The organism is Cedecea sp. AS113, assembly GCF_037152415.1.
Taxonomy (GTDB): Bacteria; Pseudomonadota; Gammaproteobacteria; order Enterobacterales; family Enterobacteriaceae; genus Cedecea.
This window is the reverse complement of sequence record NZ_JBBCMI010000017.1, coordinates 34368-52252: the sequence shown is the minus strand read 5'-3', so window position 1 is coordinate 52252 and position 17885 is coordinate 34368. Positions and strand designations below refer to the sequence as shown.

At 55.7% G+C, this 17885-nt stretch carries 14 protein-coding genes; 9 read left to right on the top strand and 5 right to left on the bottom strand.

From position 1 onward, the window contains the following. The first annotated feature begins 76 nt into the window (after positions 1–76). Positions 77–823, top strand: a complete 747-nt coding sequence (gene cysQ / locus WFN87_RS18190) for a 3'(2'),5'-bisphosphate nucleotidase CysQ (RefSeq protein WP_008460426.1) — start codon at positions 77–79, stop codon at positions 821–823. Here the strand turns inward: cysQ and WFN87_RS18185 are convergent. After that, positions 813–1370, bottom strand: coding sequence for a YtfJ family protein (locus tag WFN87_RS18185; RefSeq protein WP_008460428.1), 558 nt, complete (start codon positions 1368–1370; stop codon positions 813–815). The two genes, cysQ and WFN87_RS18185, sit on opposite strands and share 11 nt — an antisense overlap. 325 nt (positions 1371–1695) lie before the next feature. Here WFN87_RS18185 and WFN87_RS18180 point away from each other — a divergent pair, with 325 nt between their 5' ends. Beyond that, positions 1696–1902 carry a DUF1107 domain-containing protein gene (locus tag WFN87_RS18180; RefSeq protein WP_008460430.1) on the top strand — a complete coding sequence of 69 codons (207 nt, stop codon included), beginning with the start codon at positions 1696–1698 and terminating at the stop codon, positions 1900–1902. Between the two features lie 220 nt (positions 1903–2122). Here WFN87_RS18180 and WFN87_RS18175 read toward each other — a convergent pair whose 3' ends face one another. Further along, positions 2123–3460, bottom strand: coding sequence for a hemolysin family protein (locus WFN87_RS18175; RefSeq protein ID WP_008460431.1), 1338 nt, complete (start codon positions 3458–3460; stop codon positions 2123–2125). 317 nt (positions 3461–3777) lie between these two features. On the opposite strand from WFN87_RS18175, the gene WFN87_RS18170 reads away from it, so the two are divergent. Both WFN87_RS18170 and WFN87_RS18165 read left to right on the top strand, forming a co-directional pair. Further along, entirely contained in the window at positions 3778–5112 is a 1335-nt protein-coding gene (locus WFN87_RS18170; RefSeq protein ID WP_336983509.1) for a hypothetical protein, read from the top strand. Positions 5113–5361: 249 nt separating this feature from the next. After that, complete coding sequence (locus tag WFN87_RS18165) at positions 5362–6018, top strand: leucine-rich repeat domain-containing protein (protein WP_008460437.1); 657 nt, start codon at positions 5362–5364, stop codon at positions 6016–6018. A gap of 47 nt (positions 6019–6065) precedes the next feature. Here WFN87_RS18165 and msrA read toward each other — a convergent pair whose 3' ends face one another. Continuing rightward, positions 6066–6701 (bottom strand): peptide-methionine (S)-S-oxide reductase MsrA, encoded by a 636-nt coding sequence (gene msrA / locus WFN87_RS18160; protein WP_008460438.1) that lies wholly within the window; start codon positions 6699–6701, stop codon positions 6066–6068. A 214-nt stretch (positions 6702–6915) separates the two neighbouring features. Between msrA and tamA the strand changes: the two genes are divergently transcribed. Genes tamA through WFN87_RS18145 form a run of 3 tightly spaced genes read left to right on the top strand, consistent with a single transcriptional unit; the run spans position 6916 to position 12772 of the window. Then, positions 6916–8652, top strand: a complete 1737-nt coding sequence (tamA, locus tag WFN87_RS18155; protein WP_008460440.1) for an autotransporter assembly complex protein TamA — start codon at positions 6916–6918, stop codon at positions 8650–8652. Then, on the top strand, positions 8649–12425 hold the full coding sequence (gene tamB / locus WFN87_RS18150) for an autotransporter assembly complex protein TamB (RefSeq protein WP_336983508.1): 3777 nt from the start codon (positions 8649–8651) through the stop codon (positions 12423–12425). The genes tamA and tamB overlap by 4 nt, the downstream gene beginning before the upstream one ends. A 2-nt stretch (positions 12426–12427) precedes the next feature. Then, positions 12428–12772, top strand: a complete 345-nt coding sequence (locus WFN87_RS18145) for a gamma-glutamylcyclotransferase family protein (RefSeq protein WP_008460443.1) — start codon at positions 12428–12430, stop codon at positions 12770–12772. Between the two features lie 119 nt (positions 12773–12891). On the opposite strand, the gene ppa is transcribed toward WFN87_RS18145, so the two are convergent. Next, positions 12892–13422: an inorganic diphosphatase gene (ppa, locus tag WFN87_RS18140; RefSeq protein ID WP_008460444.1), complete on the bottom strand. Its 531-nt coding sequence runs from the start codon at positions 13420–13422 to the stop codon at positions 12892–12894. Between the two features lie 283 nt (positions 13423–13705). On the opposite strand from ppa, the gene WFN87_RS18135 reads away from it, so the two are divergent. After that, entirely contained in the window at positions 13706–15259 is a 1554-nt protein-coding gene (locus tag WFN87_RS18135; RefSeq protein WP_336983507.1) for a methyl-accepting chemotaxis protein, read from the top strand. Positions 15260–15307: 48 nt separating this feature from the next. Here WFN87_RS18135 and fbp read toward each other — a convergent pair whose 3' ends face one another. After that, positions 15308–16306 carry a class 1 fructose-bisphosphatase gene (gene fbp, locus WFN87_RS18130; protein WP_008460446.1) on the bottom strand — a complete coding sequence of 333 codons (999 nt, stop codon included), beginning with the start codon at positions 16304–16306 and terminating at the stop codon, positions 15308–15310. Between the two features lie 175 nt (positions 16307–16481). Between fbp and mpl the strand changes: the two genes are divergently transcribed. Then, positions 16482–17867 (top strand): UDP-N-acetylmuramate:L-alanyl-gamma-D-glutamyl-meso-diaminopimelate ligase, encoded by a 1386-nt coding sequence (gene mpl, locus WFN87_RS18125; RefSeq protein WP_008460447.1) that lies wholly within the window; start codon positions 16482–16484, stop codon positions 17865–17867. The last annotated feature ends 18 nt before the right edge of the window (positions 17868–17885 follow it).

Sequence of the window (17885 nt, the reverse complement as noted above, 5' to 3'; positions counted from 1 at the left end):
CGCGGTGCAATGAGATATAAGTAAAACAATAAGTTATTCGCTCGATGTAGCGCAGAGACACAACGCGAGGTGGAGAATGTTAGAACAAATTTGCCAGCTGGCCCGCGAGGCCGGGGCCGCTATCATGCAGGTTTATGAGGGAGAGAAACCGCTTCAGGCGACGCATAAGCTTGATGACTCTCCGGTAACGGCGGCGGATCTTGCTGCCCACGACATTATTCTGAAAGGGCTGAAAGCGTTGACGCCGGACATCCCTGTGCTGTCAGAAGAAGATCCCCAGTCGTGGGATACCCGCCAAAGCTGGCAGCGCTACTGGCTGGTCGATCCGCTGGACGGTACAAAAGAGTTTCTTAAGCGTAACGGCGAGTTCACCGTGAATATCGCGCTTATTGAAGGTGGAAAAGCGGTGATGGGCGTTGTCTACGCGCCGGTGCTGAAGATTATGTACAGCGCCGCAGAGGGGAAGGCCTGGAAAGAAGAGTGCGGCGTACGCAATCAGATTCATGTGCGGGATGCCCGCCCACCGCGCGTGGTGGTTAGCCGGTCTCATGCCGCCAACGATAGCGAGCTAAAAGAGTATCTCCAGCAGATGGGTGAGCACCAAACCACGGCCATTGGCTCGTCGCTGAAGTTCTGCCTGGTGGCAGACGGTCAGGCCCAGCTCTATCCTCGCTTTGGGCCAACCAATATCTGGGACACCGCAGCAGGGCACGCCGTGGCGGTCGCTGCCGGGGCGCACGTTCATGACTGGCAGGGTAAGCCGCTGGACTATACCCCGCGCGAGTCGTTCCTGAACCCCGGTTTCCGTGTTTCTATTTACTGAGTAACCCTTGCAGCAGGCTAATCACCTGCTGCACTTCCTGCTGGGTTAACGGGCCATCTTTGGCGAACTGAATTCTGCCTTCTTTATCCAGTACCACGATAGCTGAGCCGCCCTGTTGCAGCTGCCACGCTTTCGCCGCTACGCCGTTGCTGTCGACGATAAACTGCGACCACGGAAACTCCTTCTTATTACTTTCGATGCTGCTGCGCACAAACATGCTGGTGCCAACAATTGCGTCGTCGGTGTTCACAATGGTGGTGGTCTGGTACTTATCATGCGGGAATTTTGCCGCTTTGATGGCTTCGACCATGGCCGCATTTTCTTCTTTGGCGCTCGAACGGCCGGCAATATGCTGCAGGACTCTCACTTTCCCAGGCAGCTGCGCGCTATTCCAGTTTTTATAACTAAACTTATTGTTATCCAGCACCAGTTCGCCCTTATCGGTAATGCCAATAGGGGAAACTCGCTGATTATTTTCAAAGTTGTGGGCTGAGGCCATGAGCGGCAGCAGCAGAAGAGACAGCGCCAGCGTTTTGCGCAGGGTCATCGGTGACTCCTTATTGTTGTTAGCAGGTGATCCGACCACTTGGGCCGATGTTTTAAGCATATGTGCTGAATAAGCATCTGTCCCGCAAGCAAAGTGCCAGTTTGCGGGCTGACGCACATAACCCTGAAATTTGAAGGCTTACGCTGCCGTTTTTTACATTTAAAAATATTGTTCTGCAACTTTGTAATCTTTTAGTAAAAAAACTTCTACACACTAGGTGACCTTCGATATCTGGACTATAGTTTTCGAGCACCAAACTTTTTCGCCTCATTTTGTCGGGCCAAATGTAGCTCGCAGAGGCGTTAACATGCAGGAGTAAAGAACAATGAAAATTTTCCAACGTTACAACCCCCTTCAGGTGGCGAAGTACGTGAAGATCCTGTTCCGTGGACGGTTGTATATCAAGGACGTTGGCGCTTTCGAATTTGATAAGGGCAAAATCCTTGTCCCGAAAGTTAAGGATAAGCAGCACTACTCGGTCATGTCCGAGGTCAACCGCCAGGTGATGCGCTTACAGGCGGATATGGGCTAGGCCCAAAAGTTGTAAAAAAAACGGCCCCGAAGGGGCCGTTAGTGTTTATAGACAAAGAGGGAAAAGCGTGGTTTTTCCCTCTGTGTGGCTATCAGCCGAAAACCAATGCAATGGTTTTCCTGGTTTATGTAGAAACTGCGGCTGACAATACTTCTTTCTGGTTCTGCTGCTCGTTGCCTGAAGCGGCCCCGAAGGGGCCGTTAGTGTTTGTAGAGCTTGCTTACTGCTCCTGAGGCTCTTCGCCATCAGGCAGCTTTGGCGACAGCGCGACAGGCTTATTGTCGATACGCGTTACCAGCAGCTGGTCGATGCGGTAGTTATCAATATCCACCACCTCAAACTTGTAGCCGGAGAACTTCACCGAGTCGGTGCGTTTCGGGATCTTACGCAGCATGAACATCATGAACCCGCCGATGGTTTCGTAGTTACCGGACTGCGGGAACTCATCGATATCCAGCACGCGCATCACGTCGTCAATTGGCGTGCCGCCTTCCACCAGCCATGAGTTTTCATCGCGGGCAACGATTTGCTCTTCCATCCCCTGGCCGACCAGGTCGCCCATCAGCGTCGTCATCACATCGTTCAGGGTAATGATACCCACCACCAGCGCGTATTCGTTCATGATAACCGCGAAGTCTTCCCCGGCGGTTTTAAAGCTTTCCAGCGCTTCGGAGAGCGTCAGGGTGTCCGGCACAATCAGGGCGTTACGCAGATGCACGCCGCTGTTCAGCGCCATGCTTTGGTTGCCCAGCACGCGGTTCAGCAGCTCTTTGGAATCAACATAGCCAACGACGTGGTCGATATCGCCGTTACACACCAGGAACTTGGAATGCGGATGTTCAGCGATGGTGGACTTCAGGCTTTGCTCGTCGGCGTGCAGGTCGAACCAAATCACGTTTTCGCGCGAGGTCATGGAAGACGGCACGGTACGCGATTCCAGCTCAAAGACGTTTTCAATCAGTTCGTGTTCCTGCTTTCGCAGGACGCCTGCCAGCGCACCGGCTTCAAACACCGCGTAAACGTCGTCAGAAGTAATGTCGTCTTTACGCACCATTGGCAGCTTGAAGATGCGGAAAATAACGTTAGCCAGGCCGTTGAAGAACCACACTAAAGGTCTGAAAACAAACAGACAGAAGCGCATCGGGTTGATAATACGTAAAGCAACCGTTTCGGGAGAAATCATACCGATGCGTTTCGGGGTGAGGTCTGCGAACAGAATGAACAGGCTGGTGACGAGGGTGAATGAGATAATAAAGCTGAGCTGGTCGGCGAGTTCTGGAGCCAGAAAACGCTCCAACAGAATTTTAAACGCCGGTGAGAAAGCCGCATCGCCGACGATACCGCCGAGAATTGCCACGGCGTTAAGGCCAATTTGTACGACGGTAAAGAACATGCCCGGCGTTTCTTGCATCTTTAGCACGCGCTGGGCATTGACGTTGCCTTCATCGGCCAGCAGCTTAAGTTTGATTTTACGAGAGGCGGCAAGCGAGATCTCAGAGATTGAGAAAAAGGCACTAATAGCAATAAGGATAAGTATTATCAAAATACTGTTTAACATAATTTATCTGGCTGTTGTGGCCAGGTCCTCGGAAGGGAAAAGTGGATAAATCTCAGGGGTCAAACACAAGAAATGCTGGCCGCTTTTGTGAACGAGCCAGCAAATTCAAGGGGTAGTATAGCGTAAGGATGGGATGTGCTACCAGAGGCTGTAATTTAACCGGCGGAAAGCCGCGTTTATATTGATCTGTTTTTTGATTAATGGGATTAACGTTTGGCCCATTGTATAAGCTGCTGTTCTTCTTTTTATCCCCGGAACTTTTCTTCTATTTTTGCCACTCACCTGACCGGTTAGCCCACTATCAGGAGAGCGTTCACATGGTCAATTCCGTTACTTCCGTGCACAGACAGGCGGCGGAGCTTCCTCCCTTACCGGAACGCAGCAGCCAGCGACCGGCGTCGATCGCTTCGGGTTCATCTGTGGCCACTTCTGCTGCCGTAAGCGCGTATGAAAGCCTGCATTTCGTGGGTAACAGCGTTTATGGCTCGGCCAATGAAGCCGCGATCCATCACCAGCTTGGCACGCTGTTTGGCAAACATATTAACGGCGATAACCATGCTGAAATGCATGCTCTGATTGAGTCGAGAACCCGTGAATTACACAAAATGGGGGAAACGCCTGCCTCTGTTGAAGCCGTGCTGACTAAAGGGCACCAGCTGGACAGGCTAGGGCAAGTTGCGCGAGGTGCCGTGCGAGCTATTCCGTTTGCCGCCGCGTCTGTTGCCTACGATAAAGTTTCGCTGCTGAGCGCTTTTGCCCACACTGCGGCGGAAATTGGCCTCCATGCTGGCCTGCAGTCCAGCATCGCCGACACCATTGGCACCACGCTGCTTAACCGCGCCACGGCAACAAATCCGTGGCTGTCTGCCAAAGACAGCGACCTGCATCCGGTCATGCGTGAAGCGGTAAAAGAGGCAAAAGCGAGCTTGCTGACGACGGTGGCAGAAACCGGGTTAGCCATTCAGACCTATTCGGCACGTAACCTGGCGCGCCTGGCGACAGCGGCCACCTTGACGCATTTTGCCGGGGCGAAAGTGGCCGGTGAAGCCGATACGTGGCTGTCCGCAGCGGGCGGCGTGGTGGCGGGTGGTGCGATGAGCGCCATTCTGCATGCGGTGGACGAAAACAAAGGCCGAACCGGGCCCGAGTATTTGCTGGGGCGCAACGACTGGCAGCAGCGGTTCACTGACTTGAAAAATACGCATGTGGTGAGCGATACGCTTAAAAACGCCGCTCAGCGCGTGGCGAAGCTGCCCCTGGACATTGCCACGGATAGCCTGAAAGTGACGGCAAGCGTTCTTTCTGCACCGAGCCTTGGGAAAACGGCGATGCTGGCCGGGGGCTTTGCCGGTGTGATTAGCCTGCGTAGCGCGATTGGCGCAGCTGTTGCCCACGCCTTCCCCAGAGTGAATGCCGCTTCGCTGAGCGCCATCAGCCATTCGACCAACGTCGTGGCCTCTGCCCCGGTGTTCTTCGCCGTACCTGCGGCTGAGATCCTTGCTGACGCCGTGGCGGACAAAATGACACAAACGCTGCAGGAAAAGGTCCCTGCTGCCGTGAACTCGGCGGCAGGCTGGATCGGGCATCAGCTGCGGGCGGCCTTAAATCGCCAGCCAGCAACTTCCCTTAATGCCGCAGAGCAGCAGGTGTAAAGGAACCGATGGGGGAGTTACGTCCACACACAGGCAGTCTATTTTCGGAGCCTGATTATGCATATTAATTCTACGGCAGCGCGACCTTCAGGTCTGCCACCATTCTCCACCACATCCTCAACGGCAGCGGTGAAGGCCGCTTCCTCTGGCCTGCACGCGAGTGATTTACACGGCGATCTCAAGAATTGGACCGCTGCGGCTCCTACAGCGGAAGAAGGCAAAGCCAGAGCGGCGGCGTGTAGCGAAATAATGAATAACTTTCAGTGCCGTGGGGAAACATTAGATCTGAGCGAGCGAGGTCTGACGGCGCTACCTGACTCCCTGGGCGCGCTGACGCACCTTAAACATTTGAATTTGTCCGGCAACCCGCTGCAGACCTTTCCGGCCAAAGCGCTTTTACAGTTGGGCTCCCTGCAAACGCTGCAACTGGCGATGAATCAGCACAACCAGGGCGTACCGTTTCGTCGCTCGCATGAACGTTTTGCGGATGAAGGTTACAAACTGCAGTTTTTTGCCCAGGGCAATAACCGCGCGCAGGTAATTCATCAGCCTCCCCGGCAGAAAACGGCCTTATTCACCACCGACCTGGCACCTTGTCTGGCGGCGATGATTGTTCAGGATGGGAAAAGCCTGGCTCTGCATATGGATAATCCGCAGCGCAGTGGCTCAGGTGGGATCCCTCTGGAGGATATGCTGTCCCGGCATTTGCATCCGTCGGCGCGCAAAACCGAGGTGTTCCTGGTCGGGGCTAACGATCAGGGATCGGCGGGTAACGTGCGGGCGATGCTGGCGGCGCTGAATAAGCATGGCGTGGCAAATAACATCAGCATGGCCAGCCTCGGGAATGGGCATACTTCCGCTACGCTGGATGTGAATAATCAAAAGGCCTGGGTTGGCTTTGGCTAACGACGTTAAAGAAAAAGCCAGTCGGTTGACTGGCTTTATCGCGAAGCTTACTGAGGCGGCAGACAAACGCCGATGCCGCCAATGCCGCAGTAGCCGTGCGGATTCTTGTACAGATATTGCTGGTGGTCGTCTTCCGCGTAGTAGAACGGACCTGCGTTGGCGATTTCAGTGGTGACCTGGCGTTTATCGCCGGCGGCATTCATCGCGGCCTGGAAACGTTCAAGGCTGGCGTGGGCGGCTTTGTCCTGTTCCGGCGTGAGCGGGTATATGGCCGAACGGTACTGGGTGCCGACGTCCCCGCCCTGGCGCATCCCCTGAGCCGGATCGTGATTTTCCCAGAACACCTGTAAAAGCTGCTCGTAGCTCACGACTTTCGGATCATAAACCACTCGCACCGCTTCAGCATGGCCGGTCTGGCCGCTGCAAACTTCGCGATAGGTTGGGTTGGGCGTGTAGCCGCCGCTGTAGCCGGCCGCCGTACTGTAGACGCCAGGAATCTCCCAATACAGGCGCTCTACGCCCCAAAAACATCCCATCGCAAACAGCGCGATTTCCATCCCGTCTGGTACATTTGTCATCGAGTGTTCGTTAACCGCGTGAAGCGTGGCGACCGGCATCGGCGTGTTGCGGCCCGGCAGGGCATCGGCCTGCGTCACATTGTGAGTTTTGTCGAAGAATGACATGGTGTTGGATCTCCCGAAAATCGGCAAAAAAGCGAGCGGTTGTCATCAGACCTGCAATTGCAGACAATACATCCGAGTTACAGACTACATTACATATAAGAAAGATTTAGGCTAGTGAGTTATTTTCAACCCTCGATGTTAGGGTTTTGTTAATCCGCGGAGCGGGAATGACGTTTCCTTCCAGGGGTGGGAACAAGGATATTCAGGAGAAAACGTGCCAGTAATCCGTACTTTATGTATTACAAGCCTGTGTGTGGCGAGCGCATGGGCAAACGCCGCGAGCGTGCGTTTGCAGGTTGAGGGACTCAGCGGCGAACTGCAAAAAAACGTCCGCGCTCAGCTTTCAACCATCCAAAGCGATGAAGTGACGCCGGATCGTCGCTTCCAGGCACGCGTCGACGACGCCATTCGCGCAGGGCTAAAGGCGTTGGGCTACTACGAGCCCACCATCAATTTCACGCTTAAACCACCGCCGCAGAACGGGGGGCGTCAGGTTTTGCTGGCACAGGTTGACGCCGGGCAGCCCGTGTTAATCGGCGGCACTGATGTGATTTTGCGCGGCGGTGCGCGGACGGATAAAGACTATCTGGCATTGCTGCCCAAGCGGCCAAAAATAGGTACCGTGCTCGATCACGCTGACTACGATAACTTCAAAAAAAGCCTCTCCAGTATCGCGCTGCGTAAGGGCTACTTCGACAGCGATTTCCGTAAGAGCCAGCTAGGTGTATCTCTCGAAAGGCATCAGGCATTCTGGGATATCGACTACGACAGCGGCGAGCGCTATCGCTTTGGGGCGGTGACCTTTCAGGGCTCCCAGATTCGCGAAGAGTATTTGCAAAATCTTGTGCCCTTCAAGCAAGGGGACTATTACCAGTCGAGCGATCTGGCCGAGCTTAACCGCCGCCTGTCCGCCACCGGCTGGTTTAACTCCGTAGTGGTGGCGCCCGAATTTGACAAATCACGCCAGACTAAAGTGCTGCCATTGCAGGGCGTGGTGACGCCGCGCACTGAAAACACAATTGAAACCGGGGTGGGTTACTCCACGGACGTAGGGCCGCGCGTGAAGGCCAGCTGGAAAAAACCGTGGATGAACTCCTACGGCCACAGCCTGACAACCAGTACCAGCCTTTCCGGGCCGGAGCAAACGCTCGATTTCAGCTACAAAGTTCCGCTGTTAAAAAGCCCGCTGGAGCAGTACTACCTGGTCCAGGGCGGTTTTAAGCGAACCGATCTCAACGACACAAAATCGGACTCCACCACCGTAGCGCTGTCCCGTTACTGGGATATGTCCAGCGGCTGGCAACGCGCCGTTAACCTGCGCTGGAGCCTCGACCACTTTACGCAGGCAGATGTCACCAACACGACCATGCTGCTTTACCCCGGCGTCAGCCTGAACCGTACCCGCTCACGTGGGGGCCTGATGCCTACGTGGGGTGACTCACAGCGTTACTCGATCGATGTCTCTAATACGGCCTGGGGTTCTGGCGTCGATTTCGGCGTGTTCCAGGCACAAAACGTTTGGATACGTTCGCTGTATGAAAAACATCGCTTTGTCGTGCGCGGCAACGTGGGGTGGATCGAAACCAACGACTTCAAAAAAGTGCCGCCTGATCTGCGTTTCTTCGCCGGGGGCGACCGCAGTATTCGTGGCTATAAATACAAATCGATATCGCCAGAAGATAGCAACGGCAAGTTAACGGGGGCCTCCAAGCTGGCAACCGGCTCGCTGGAGTACCAGTACAACGTGACCGGCAAATGGTGGGGCGCGGCGTTCGTTGACTCCGGTGAAGCGGTGAATGACATCAAACGCAGCAACTTCAAAACCGGCGCGGGCGTTGGCGTGCGCTGGCAGTCCCCGGTTGGGCCTATCAAGCTCGACTTCGCCGTACCGGTGGGTGACAAGGAAGAGCACGGTTTACAGTTTTACATCGGTTTGGGGCCTGAACTATGAGTCGCTGGAAGAAAATAAGCCTCGCGGTGCTGGCTGTGATTGTGCTGCTGATCGCAGCAGTCGGTTTCCTGGTGGGGACTACGCCAGGCCTGCATTTGCTGTTTAAAGGCGCTAATCGCTGGGTACCGGGGCTGAATATCGCTCAGGTTGACGGCGGCTGGCGTAATCTGACGTTAAAGAACCTGCGCTATGAGCAGCCCGGGGTCGCGGTGCGTGCGGGCGAGGTTCACCTTGCGGTGAAGCTAAACTGCCTGTGGCACAGCAGCCTGTGCGTAAATGATTTCTCGCTGAAAGATGTGGATGTTGCAGTCGACACGAAAAAAATGCCGCCGTCTGCCCCGGTGCAGGAAGAGGACAGCGGCCCGCTGAACCTCTCCACGCCGTACCCGATTACCCTGAGCCGCGTGGCGTTGAATAACGTTAACGTGAAAATCGACGACACCACCGTCTCGGTGATGGACTTCACCAGCGGCCTGACCTGGGAGCAGCGCAACCTGACGCTGACCCCGACATCGCTTGAAGGCTTGCTGATTGCGTTGCCGAAGGCCGCGCAGGTGGCAAAAGAAGAGATTGTTGAGCCGAAAATTCAACACCCTCAGCCGGAAGAAGCGCCGCTCGGGGAAACGCTGAAGCAACTGTTTGAGAAGCCGCTGCTGCCGGAAATGACGGATGTGAATTTGCCGGTAAATCTGAATATTCAGGAGTTTCGCGGCGCACGCCTGCGGCTGACCGGCGATACGGATTTGCTGGTCAACTCGCTGCTGCTGAAAGTGAGCAGCATCGACGGCAATCTCAAGCTGGATGCGTTGGATGTGAACTCCTCTCAGGGGCTGGTGAACGCCACCGGCAGCGCGCAGCTACGCGACAACTGGCCGGTTGACTTAACGCTCAACAGCACGCTGAACATCGACCCGCTGAAAGGCGAAAAGGTGAAGATGACCGTGGGCGGCGCCCTGCGCGACGAGCTCAAAGTGGGCGTCAACCTTTCAGGGCCGGTGGGGATGCAGTTGAATGCCAAAACCCGACTTGCCGAAGCCGGGCTGCCGCTCAACGTTGAACTGGACAGCAAGCAGCTTGCCTGGCCGCTGACCGGCGAGAAGCAGTACCAGGCCGACGATCTTAAACTGCGTCTGACCGGTAAAATGACCGACTACAAGCTGGCCTTTAGTACCGCCGTGAAGGGCGACCAGGTTCCGCCTGCCACCATCACGCTGGACGGCAAAGGCAACGAACAGCAGTTTAGCCTCGATAAGCTGCGCGTGGCTGCGCTACAGGGGAGTACGGATCTGAAAGCGCTGGTGGACTGGAGCAAAGCCATCAGCTGGCAGGGGGAGTTAACGCTGGCCGGCATCAACACGGCTAAGCAGTTCCCGGACTGGCCCGCGAAGCTGGACGGTAAGATCAAAACCCGGGGCAGCCTGTATGGCGGCAGCTGGCAGCTGGATATTCCCGAGCTGAAGCTTGCCGGCAATGTGAAGCAGAATAAGGTCAATGTGGAAGGCACTCTGCAGGGTAACAGCTACATGCAGTGGAAGGTGCCGGGCTTGCACGTGGCGCTGGGCCGCAATACGGTGGACGTGAAAGGCGAACTGGGCGAAAAAGATCTCAACCTGGACGCAAATATAAATGCCCCAAATCTGGATAACGCCTTGCCGGGTTTAGGCGGAACGGCGAAAGGGATCGTGAAAGTTCGCGGCGACGTGAAAGCGCCACAATTGCTGGCTGACCTGACCGCTAACGGCCTGCGCTGGCAGGAGTTGACGATTGCCCGTGTTCTGCTGAAAGGCGATGTAAAATCGAGCGACCAAATTGCCGGGAACCTCAACCTGCGCGTAGAACGTGTTGCTCAGCCGGGCGTGAAGGTTGATCTGGTCACGCTGGACGCGAAAGGTGATGAGAAACAGCACCAGCTTCAACTGCGCGTTCAGGGAGAGCCTGTTTCCGGGCGCCTCAACCTGAGCGGCAGCTTCGACCGTAACGAAGAGCGCTGGCGCGGCAAGTTAACGGATACGCGTTTTGATACGCCGGTAGGACCGTGGGCGCTCAACCGCGAGCTGACGCTGGACTTCCGCAATAAAGAACAGAAAATCGCCATTGGCCCGCACTGCTGGGTTAACCCGAATGCCGAACTGTGTGTGCCGCAAACTATCGACGCCGGGGCGAAGGGGCGGGCGCTGGTAAACCTCAACCGCTTCGATCTTGCCATGCTTAAACCAGTGATGCCGGCGGATACTCAGGCCAGCGGCATGTTTACCGGTAAGGCAGACGTGAGCTGGGACAGCGAAGCTGGTGGCCTGCCGCAGGGCCAGGTGACGCTCAGCGGGCGCGGCGTGAAAGTGGCGCAGGTCGTGAACGGCAATACCTTGCCGGTTGCCTTCGACACGCTAAACCTCAACGCCGAACTGAAGAATAACCGCGCCCAGCTTGGCTGGCTGGTGAAGGTGGCGAATAACGGGCAGTTCGACGGCCAGGTTCAAATCACCGACCCACAGGGGCGGCGTAACCTTGGCGGCAACGTCAATATTCGCAACTTCTCCCTGGCGATTGCCAACGCCATCTTCTCGAAAGGCGAAAAGGCGGACGGTACGCTGAACGCGAACTTACGCCTCGGCGGCAACCTTGAGCGGCCGCAGATGTTCGGACAAATGCAGCTTAATGGCGTCGATGTCGAAGGCAACTTTATGCCGTTCGAGATGCAGCCTAGCCAGATTGCCATGAACTTTAACGGGATGAACTCCACGCTGCAGGGCGTGGTGCGCACGAAGCAGGGGCAGATTGTGTTAAGCGGTGACGCCGACTGGACGCAAATCGACAACTGGCGGGCGCGCATAGCCGCGAAGGGCAGCAAAGTGCGCATTACCGTGCCGCCGATGGTGCGCCTGGACGTTTCCCCGGATATTGAATTTGTGGCCACGCCAAGCCTGTTTACCCTCAACGGTAACGTTGATGTGCCGTGGGCGCGAATCGTGGTGCATGATGTGCCGGACAGCGCCGTGGGCGTCTCCAGCGATGAAGTGATGCTGGATAAAGATCTGAAGCCGATTAATCCTAAATCTGCCGGGATCCCGATCAACAGCAACCTGACGATTCACGTCGGCAACAACGTGCGGCTGGACGCTTTCGGCCTGAAAGCACGTCTGACCGGCGACCTGAAAATGGTGCAGGACAAGCAGGGACTCGGCCTCAACGGCCAGATCAACATTCCTCAGGGCCGATTCCATGCTTACGGGCAGGATCTTATCGTCCGCAAAGGCGAGCTGTTGTTCTCCGGCCCGCCGGACAACCCGTACCTGAATATTGAAGCCATCCGTAACCCGGACTCGACCGAAAACAGCGTGACGGCTGGCGTGCGTGTGACCGGCCCGGCAGATGAACCAAAAGCTGAAATATTCTCGGATCCGGCGATGTCCCAGCAGGAAGCCTTGTCCTACCTGCTTCGCGGCCAGGGCTTAGACACTTCCGGCAACGACGGCGACGCGATGACATCGATGCTTGTGGGTCTGGGGGTTGCACAAAGTGGTCAGGTTGTGGGTAAAATCGGCGAGACGTTTGGCGTAAGCAATCTGGCGCTCGACACCGCGGGGGTGGGTGATTCCTCTCAGGTGGTGGTTAGCGGCTATGTACTGCCGGGTCTACAGGTTAAATATGGCGTAGGTATTTTTGACTCTCTGGCGACGTTAACGTTACGTTATCGTCTGATGCCTAAGCTGTATCTGGAAGCGGTGTCTGGCGTAGATCAGGCACTAGATCTGCTCTATCAGTTTGAGTTTTAGCAATGCGAATATTTGTTTACGGCAGTTTACGACGCAAACAAGGCAACAGCCACTGGATGACCAACGCCCAGTGGCTGGGCGACCACACGCAGGAAAACTACGTGTTGTATAGCCTTGGGCATTATCCAGGCGCCGTGCCGGGTGATGGCGTGGTCTCCGGCGAAGTTTACCGGATAGACGCCTCTACGCTTTCTGAGCTGGACGCGCTGCGCACCAAAGGGGGAGAGTACAGCCGTCAGCTGATTCAGACCCCTTACGGCGGCGCGTGGATGTATGTCTATCAGCGTCCTGTCGAGGGGTTAACCCGTATCGACAGCGGGAACTGGCTGGATCGAGAAAAGTATTAATCACACCTAAGCGGCCACGCCAACACGTGGCCGTTTTTTTGCCTGTCTGCCTGATGAGGTGGGAGGCAGAAACAAAAACACCGCCCAAGGGCGGTGTTTTTTCTTTCTGGCGGGCTAACTTACTTCTTAGCTGCGCGTTCGAAAGAAGCGATGATTTCAGCTTTAGCAGCTTCGGCGTTATCCCAGCCGTCAACTTTCACCCATTTGCCTTTCTCGAGATCTTTGTAGTGCTCGAAGAAGTGAGTGATCTGCGCTTTCAGCAGTTCTGGCAGGTCGTTCACATCTTTGATGTGATCGTACTCTTTGCTCAGTTTGGTGTGCGGAACCGCAACCAGTTTTGCATCTTCGCCAGACTCGTCGGTCATTTTCAGAACGCCAACTGGACGGCAACGGATCACGCTACCTGGCTCCAGCGGGTATGGAGTTGGGACCAGCACGTCAACCGGGTCACCGTCCAGAGACAGGGTGTGGTTGATGTAACCGTAGTTGCACGGGTAGAACATCGCGGTAGACATGAAACGGTCAACAAACAGCGCGCCGCTCTCTTTGTCTACTTCGTATTTGATTGGATCGGCGTTAGCAGGGATTTCGATAACAACGTAGATGTCTTCCGGCAGATCTTTACCCGCAGGGACGTTGAGTAAGCTCATGTCTGTTTCCTTTAACCTGGTGTATTTCAAGTGCCCGATATTATAGCCAACTGCGGTTAAATGTCTTTTGCTGTTTTTTGACCGCTACCCTCCGGATGCACCAAATGCCCCGCTTCAGGCTACTCAAATCTTGAGTCATTTCATTGTCATAATTGAGTTAAACATCGTGGCAACAAGCACTTAACGAACGTAAATCACGCAAATTGATTAAACAATTTCCGAAAATTGCCGATAACACGCTCACTACTTTATTCATGAGCCATCGTTAAACCGGGAATTAAGCATGTTGAGAAATTTGTCGATTCGCACGGGGCTGCTGACGCTGTTAGCGGTTATGACGTTCTTGCTGTTGGTTGTAAGCGGCATCGGCATTTATGCCCTGCAGCAAAGTTCCACTTCTCTTGAGCGCATCAACCGCCTGCAGGGTGAGCAAATGGTGCGCATTAGCGATGGCTATATTCTGCTGCTTCGCGCCAGAAACGAGGCAAGCCAGGCGGTGCGCCAGATGGAAATTGGCATGCTGGACGACGCGACAAAAGCCACGCAGAATATCGTGGGTGAAGTTGGGCTGGCGCAGAAAAACCTGAAGTCCGTCATCGACAGCGGCGTGAATGACGACCAGGGTAACGCCCTGCTTACCGGCCTGGCGCAAAGCTTTGGCGCCTATCAGGCACAAGGTATTACGCCGATGCTGGCCGCGCTGCAAAAGCAAAGCCCGGACGACTATTACGACCTGCTGGAAAAAAGCCTGATCCCGCTGGGACAGAAGTTTGATAATGACGTGCAGGCTTTCCAGAGCTGGGGCGAAACGCGCGGAAACAGTGAAGTGGCTGCCGTTCAGCTGCACAAGACCCTTGTTCTGGGCTTTATTATTTTTGCCGCACTGCTGACCGCCGCGATTATTGTGCTGGTCTGGCTGGCGCTGCGTCACCTGCTGTTGAAGCCGCTGGATGAGGCGATTCACCAACTGGAGTTTGTGGCCGATGGCGACCTGACCCAACCGCTTCCGCAAACGGGCAACAATGAATTTGGCCGTCTTGCCAGCGCGATTGTGGCGATGAGAACCTCGCTGGTGGAGTCGGTCAGCCGCGTGCGGGATGCCTCTTCCCAGATTGATACCGGCAGCCGTGAACTGGCGGCCGGCAACCTCAATCTTTCTCAGCGTACGGAGTCCACGGCGACCTCGTTGGAAGAAACAGCGGCCAGCATGGAGCAAATTACCGCGACGGTGAAGCAAAACGCCGATAACGCCGAGCAGGCGCACAAGCTGGCGAAAGTCGTCTCCGATACCGCCGACCGCGGCAGCGAAATGGTGTGCTACGTCATTGAGAAAATGCGCGATATTTCCGGTAGCGCGGGGCGTATCGCCGACATCCTGAGCGTTATCGACGGCATCGCTTTCCAGACCAATATTCTGGCCCTTAACGCTTCGGTGGAAGCTGCCCGCGCGGGTGAACAAGGCCGTGGTTTTGCCGTGGTCGCCGGTGAAGTTCGTACCCTGGCAAGCCGCAGCGCCGAGGCAGCAAAAGAGATCCGCGCATTGATTTCCGATTCGCAAACGCACGTGGGTGAGGGCAGCGAGCTGGCGCAGCAGGCCGGGGAAACCATGGACGAAATCGCCGAAGAAATTATGCACATGACCAAACTGGTTCGCGAAATTGCCAACGCGTCAAACGAGCAAAGCCACGGTATTGAGCAGGTGAATATTGCGGTCAGCCAGATGGATGAAGCGGCACAGCAGAACGCGGCTTTAGTTGAGCAGTCCACTGCGGCAACGCATTCGCTTGAAGAGCAGTCGCAGCAGCTGGTCGCCGCGATGGCTTCGTTCCGTTATTGATTGAGTCACGCCTCTCCCTGGAAGGAGAGGCGCATTGTGCAGGGGAAATCAGGCGTCCGGGTATTCGCGAATAAAACGCTCTACGTCATCGACCATGTGTTTTGTGCCGACGAAGAACGGGCGGCGCTGGTGCAGCGTGGTAGGGATGATATCCAGAATTCTCTCTTTCCCGTCGCTGGCTTTCCCGCCGGCCTGTTCCGCGAGGAATGCCATTGGGTTGCCCTCATACAGCAAACGCAGCTTGCCTTCCGGGTGGCTGGCGGTGCTTGGGTAAAGATAAATCCCGCCTTTCAGCAGGTTGCGGTGGAAGTCCGCCACCAGTGAACCGATGTAGCGCGAGGTGTACGGGCGCTTGCTGGCGGCATCTTCTTCCTGGCAGAACTTGATGTACTTCTTCACGCCGGTCGGGAATTTAATGTAGTTGCCTTCGTTAATGGAGTAGGTGTTGCCTCTCTCCGGGAAGCGCATACGTTCCTGACTCAGGCAGAAAACGCCGAGAGAAGGATCGTAGGTGAAGGCGTGTACGCCGCAGCCGGTGGTGTAAACCAGCATCGTTGATGAGCCGTAAACCACGTAGCCGGCGGCAACCTGCTGGTTACCCGGCTGGAGGAAATCCTCCTCGGTGACCGGCGTGCCGACTGGCGTAATGCGGCGGTAAATAGAGAAAATGGTGCCAACGGACACGTTGACATCGATGTTAGAAGATCCGTCAAGCGGGTCCATCAGCACGACATATTTTGCCTGCTCGGCGCCTTCAAAGACCACGATCTCGTCTTCTTCTTCGGAGGCGATACCGGCCACAATACCGCGCGCTTTTAACGCTGCCTTCAGTTTTTCATTCGCGAACAGGTCGAGTTTTTGCTGCTCTTCGCCCTGCACGTTTTCGGCACCGCTCGCCCCCAGGATATCGACCAGACCGGCCTTATTGATATCGCGGTGGATGATTTTAGCGCCCAGCTTTATTGCCGACAGTAAAGCCGTGAGCTCACCGGTAGCATGGGAAAACTCATGCTGCTTTTCGACAATAAATTCACCTAACGTTTTCATAACACTTTCCCTGCATCATTATGTTGGATAAAGCGATCGCAACAATCTTAACAAATTTTCAAATTGTCGCGCACAGGTGAATCGCGCCAGCAAGATAAGGAATATCCTGAAATGCGTTTCGCCTCCGCAGCCATGCGGTTAGAATGTGCGCCAAACAAAGAAAGGATAGTTTCGTATGCGCATTCATATTCTAGGGATCTGTGGCACCTTTATGGGCGGCCTGGCGATGCTGGCACGCTCTTTAGGGCATGAAGTGACGGGCTCGGACGCCAATGTTTACCCACCGATGAGTACGCTGCTCGAAGAGCAGGGGATCTCGTTAATCGAAGGTTATGACGCAAGCCAGCTCGACCCGCACCCGGACCTGGTGATCATCGGCAACGCGATGACGCGCGGTAATCCGTGCGTGGAAGCCGTTCTTGAGCAGGGCATTCCGTATATGTCCGGCCCGCAGTGGCTGCATGATTTTGTGCTGCGTGACCGCTGGGTGATTGCGGTGGCGGGGACGCACGGGAAAACCACCACCGCCGGTATGGCGACCTGGATCCTTGAAGCCTGCGGCTACAAGCCTGGCTTTGTTATCGGCGGCGTACCGGGCAACTTTGACGTCTCTGCGCGTCTGGGCGATAGCCCCTTCTTCGTTATTGAAGCCGATGAATATGACTGCGCGTTCTTCGACAAACGCTCCAAATTTGTCCATTACTGCCCGCGGACGCTGATCCTCAATAACCTTGAGTTCGATCACGCGGATATCTTTGACGATCTGAAAGCGATCCAGAAGCAGTTCCATCACCTGGTGCGCATTGTCCCGGGGCAGGGCAAAATTATCTGGCCGGAAAACGACGCCAATCTGAAGCAAACCCTGGCGATGGGCTGCTGGAGTGAGCAGGAGCTGGTGGGCGATCAGGGCCACTGGCAGGCGAAGAAGCTGACGACCGATGCTTCTCAGTGGGAAGTTTACCTGGATGGCGAATGCGTTGGCACCGTGAACTGGCAGCTGGTCGGCGAACACAACATGCATAACGGCCTGATGGCTATTGCCGCTGCCCGGCATGTTGGCGTTACCCCCGCTGACGCGGCCCAGGCGCTGGGTAGTTTTGTGAACGCTCGTCGCCGCCTTGAACTGCGCGGCGAAGCGCATGGCGTCACCGTTTATGACGATTTTGCACATCACCCGACGGCGATTCTGGCTACGCTTGCTGCCCTGCGCGGGAAAGTGGGCGGCACCGCTCGCATTCTGGCCGTGCTGGAACCTCGTTCTAACACCATGAAAATGGGCGTCTGCAAAGACGATCTGGCTCCTTCGCTGGGGCGCGCGGACGAAGTGTTCCTGCTTCAGCCGCAGCACATTCCGTGGCAGGTTGCTGAAGTGGCGGAAGCGTGCGTGCAGCCAGCGCACTGGAGCGCAGACGTGGACACGCTCGCAGAGATGGTAGTGAAAACGGCCCAGCCTGGCGACCATATTCTGGTCATGAGCAACGGCGGCTTCGGCGGTATTCATCAGAAACTGCTGGATGGTCTGGCGAAGAAAGCTGAACAGCAGAGTGAGCAGGCGTTTTAAGCGCAGAGCATGATGAGA

Bases quoted from the DNA above. Each gene is read 5' to 3' on its own strand.
- cysQ (WP_008460426.1), top strand. From the start codon at position 77: ATGTTAGAACAAATTTGCCAGCTGGCCCGCGAGGCCGGGGCCGCTATC.
- WFN87_RS18185 (WP_008460428.1), bottom strand. From the start codon at position 1,370: ATGACCCTGCGCAAAACGCTGGCGCTGTCTCTTCTGCTGCTGCCGCTC.
- WFN87_RS18180 (WP_008460430.1), top strand. From the start codon at position 1,696: ATGAAAATTTTCCAACGTTACAACCCCCTTCAGGTGGCGAAGTACGTG.
- WFN87_RS18175 (WP_008460431.1), bottom strand. From the start codon at position 3,460: ATGTTAAACAGTATTTTGATAATACTTATCCTTATTGCTATTAGTGCC.
- WFN87_RS18170 (WP_336983509.1), top strand. From the start codon at position 3,778: ATGGTCAATTCCGTTACTTCCGTGCACAGACAGGCGGCGGAGCTTCCT.
- WFN87_RS18165 (WP_008460437.1), top strand. From the start codon at position 5,362: ATGAATAACTTTCAGTGCCGTGGGGAAACATTAGATCTGAGCGAGCGA.
- msrA (WP_008460438.1), bottom strand. From the start codon at position 6,701: ATGTCATTCTTCGACAAAACTCACAATGTGACGCAGGCCGATGCCCTG.
- tamB (WP_336983508.1), top strand. From the start codon at position 8,649: ATGAGTCGCTGGAAGAAAATAAGCCTCGCGGTGCTGGCTGTGATTGTG.
- WFN87_RS18145 (WP_008460443.1), top strand. From the start codon at position 12,428: ATGCGAATATTTGTTTACGGCAGTTTACGACGCAAACAAGGCAACAGC.
- ppa (WP_008460444.1), bottom strand. From the start codon at position 13,422: ATGAGCTTACTCAACGTCCCTGCGGGTAAAGATCTGCCGGAAGACATC.
- WFN87_RS18135 (WP_336983507.1), top strand. From the start codon at position 13,706: ATGTTGAGAAATTTGTCGATTCGCACGGGGCTGCTGACGCTGTTAGCG.
- fbp (WP_008460446.1), bottom strand. From the start codon at position 16,306: ATGAAAACGTTAGGTGAATTTATTGTCGAAAAGCAGCATGAGTTTTCC.
- mpl (WP_008460447.1), top strand. From the start codon at position 16,482: ATGCGCATTCATATTCTAGGGATCTGTGGCACCTTTATGGGCGGCCTG.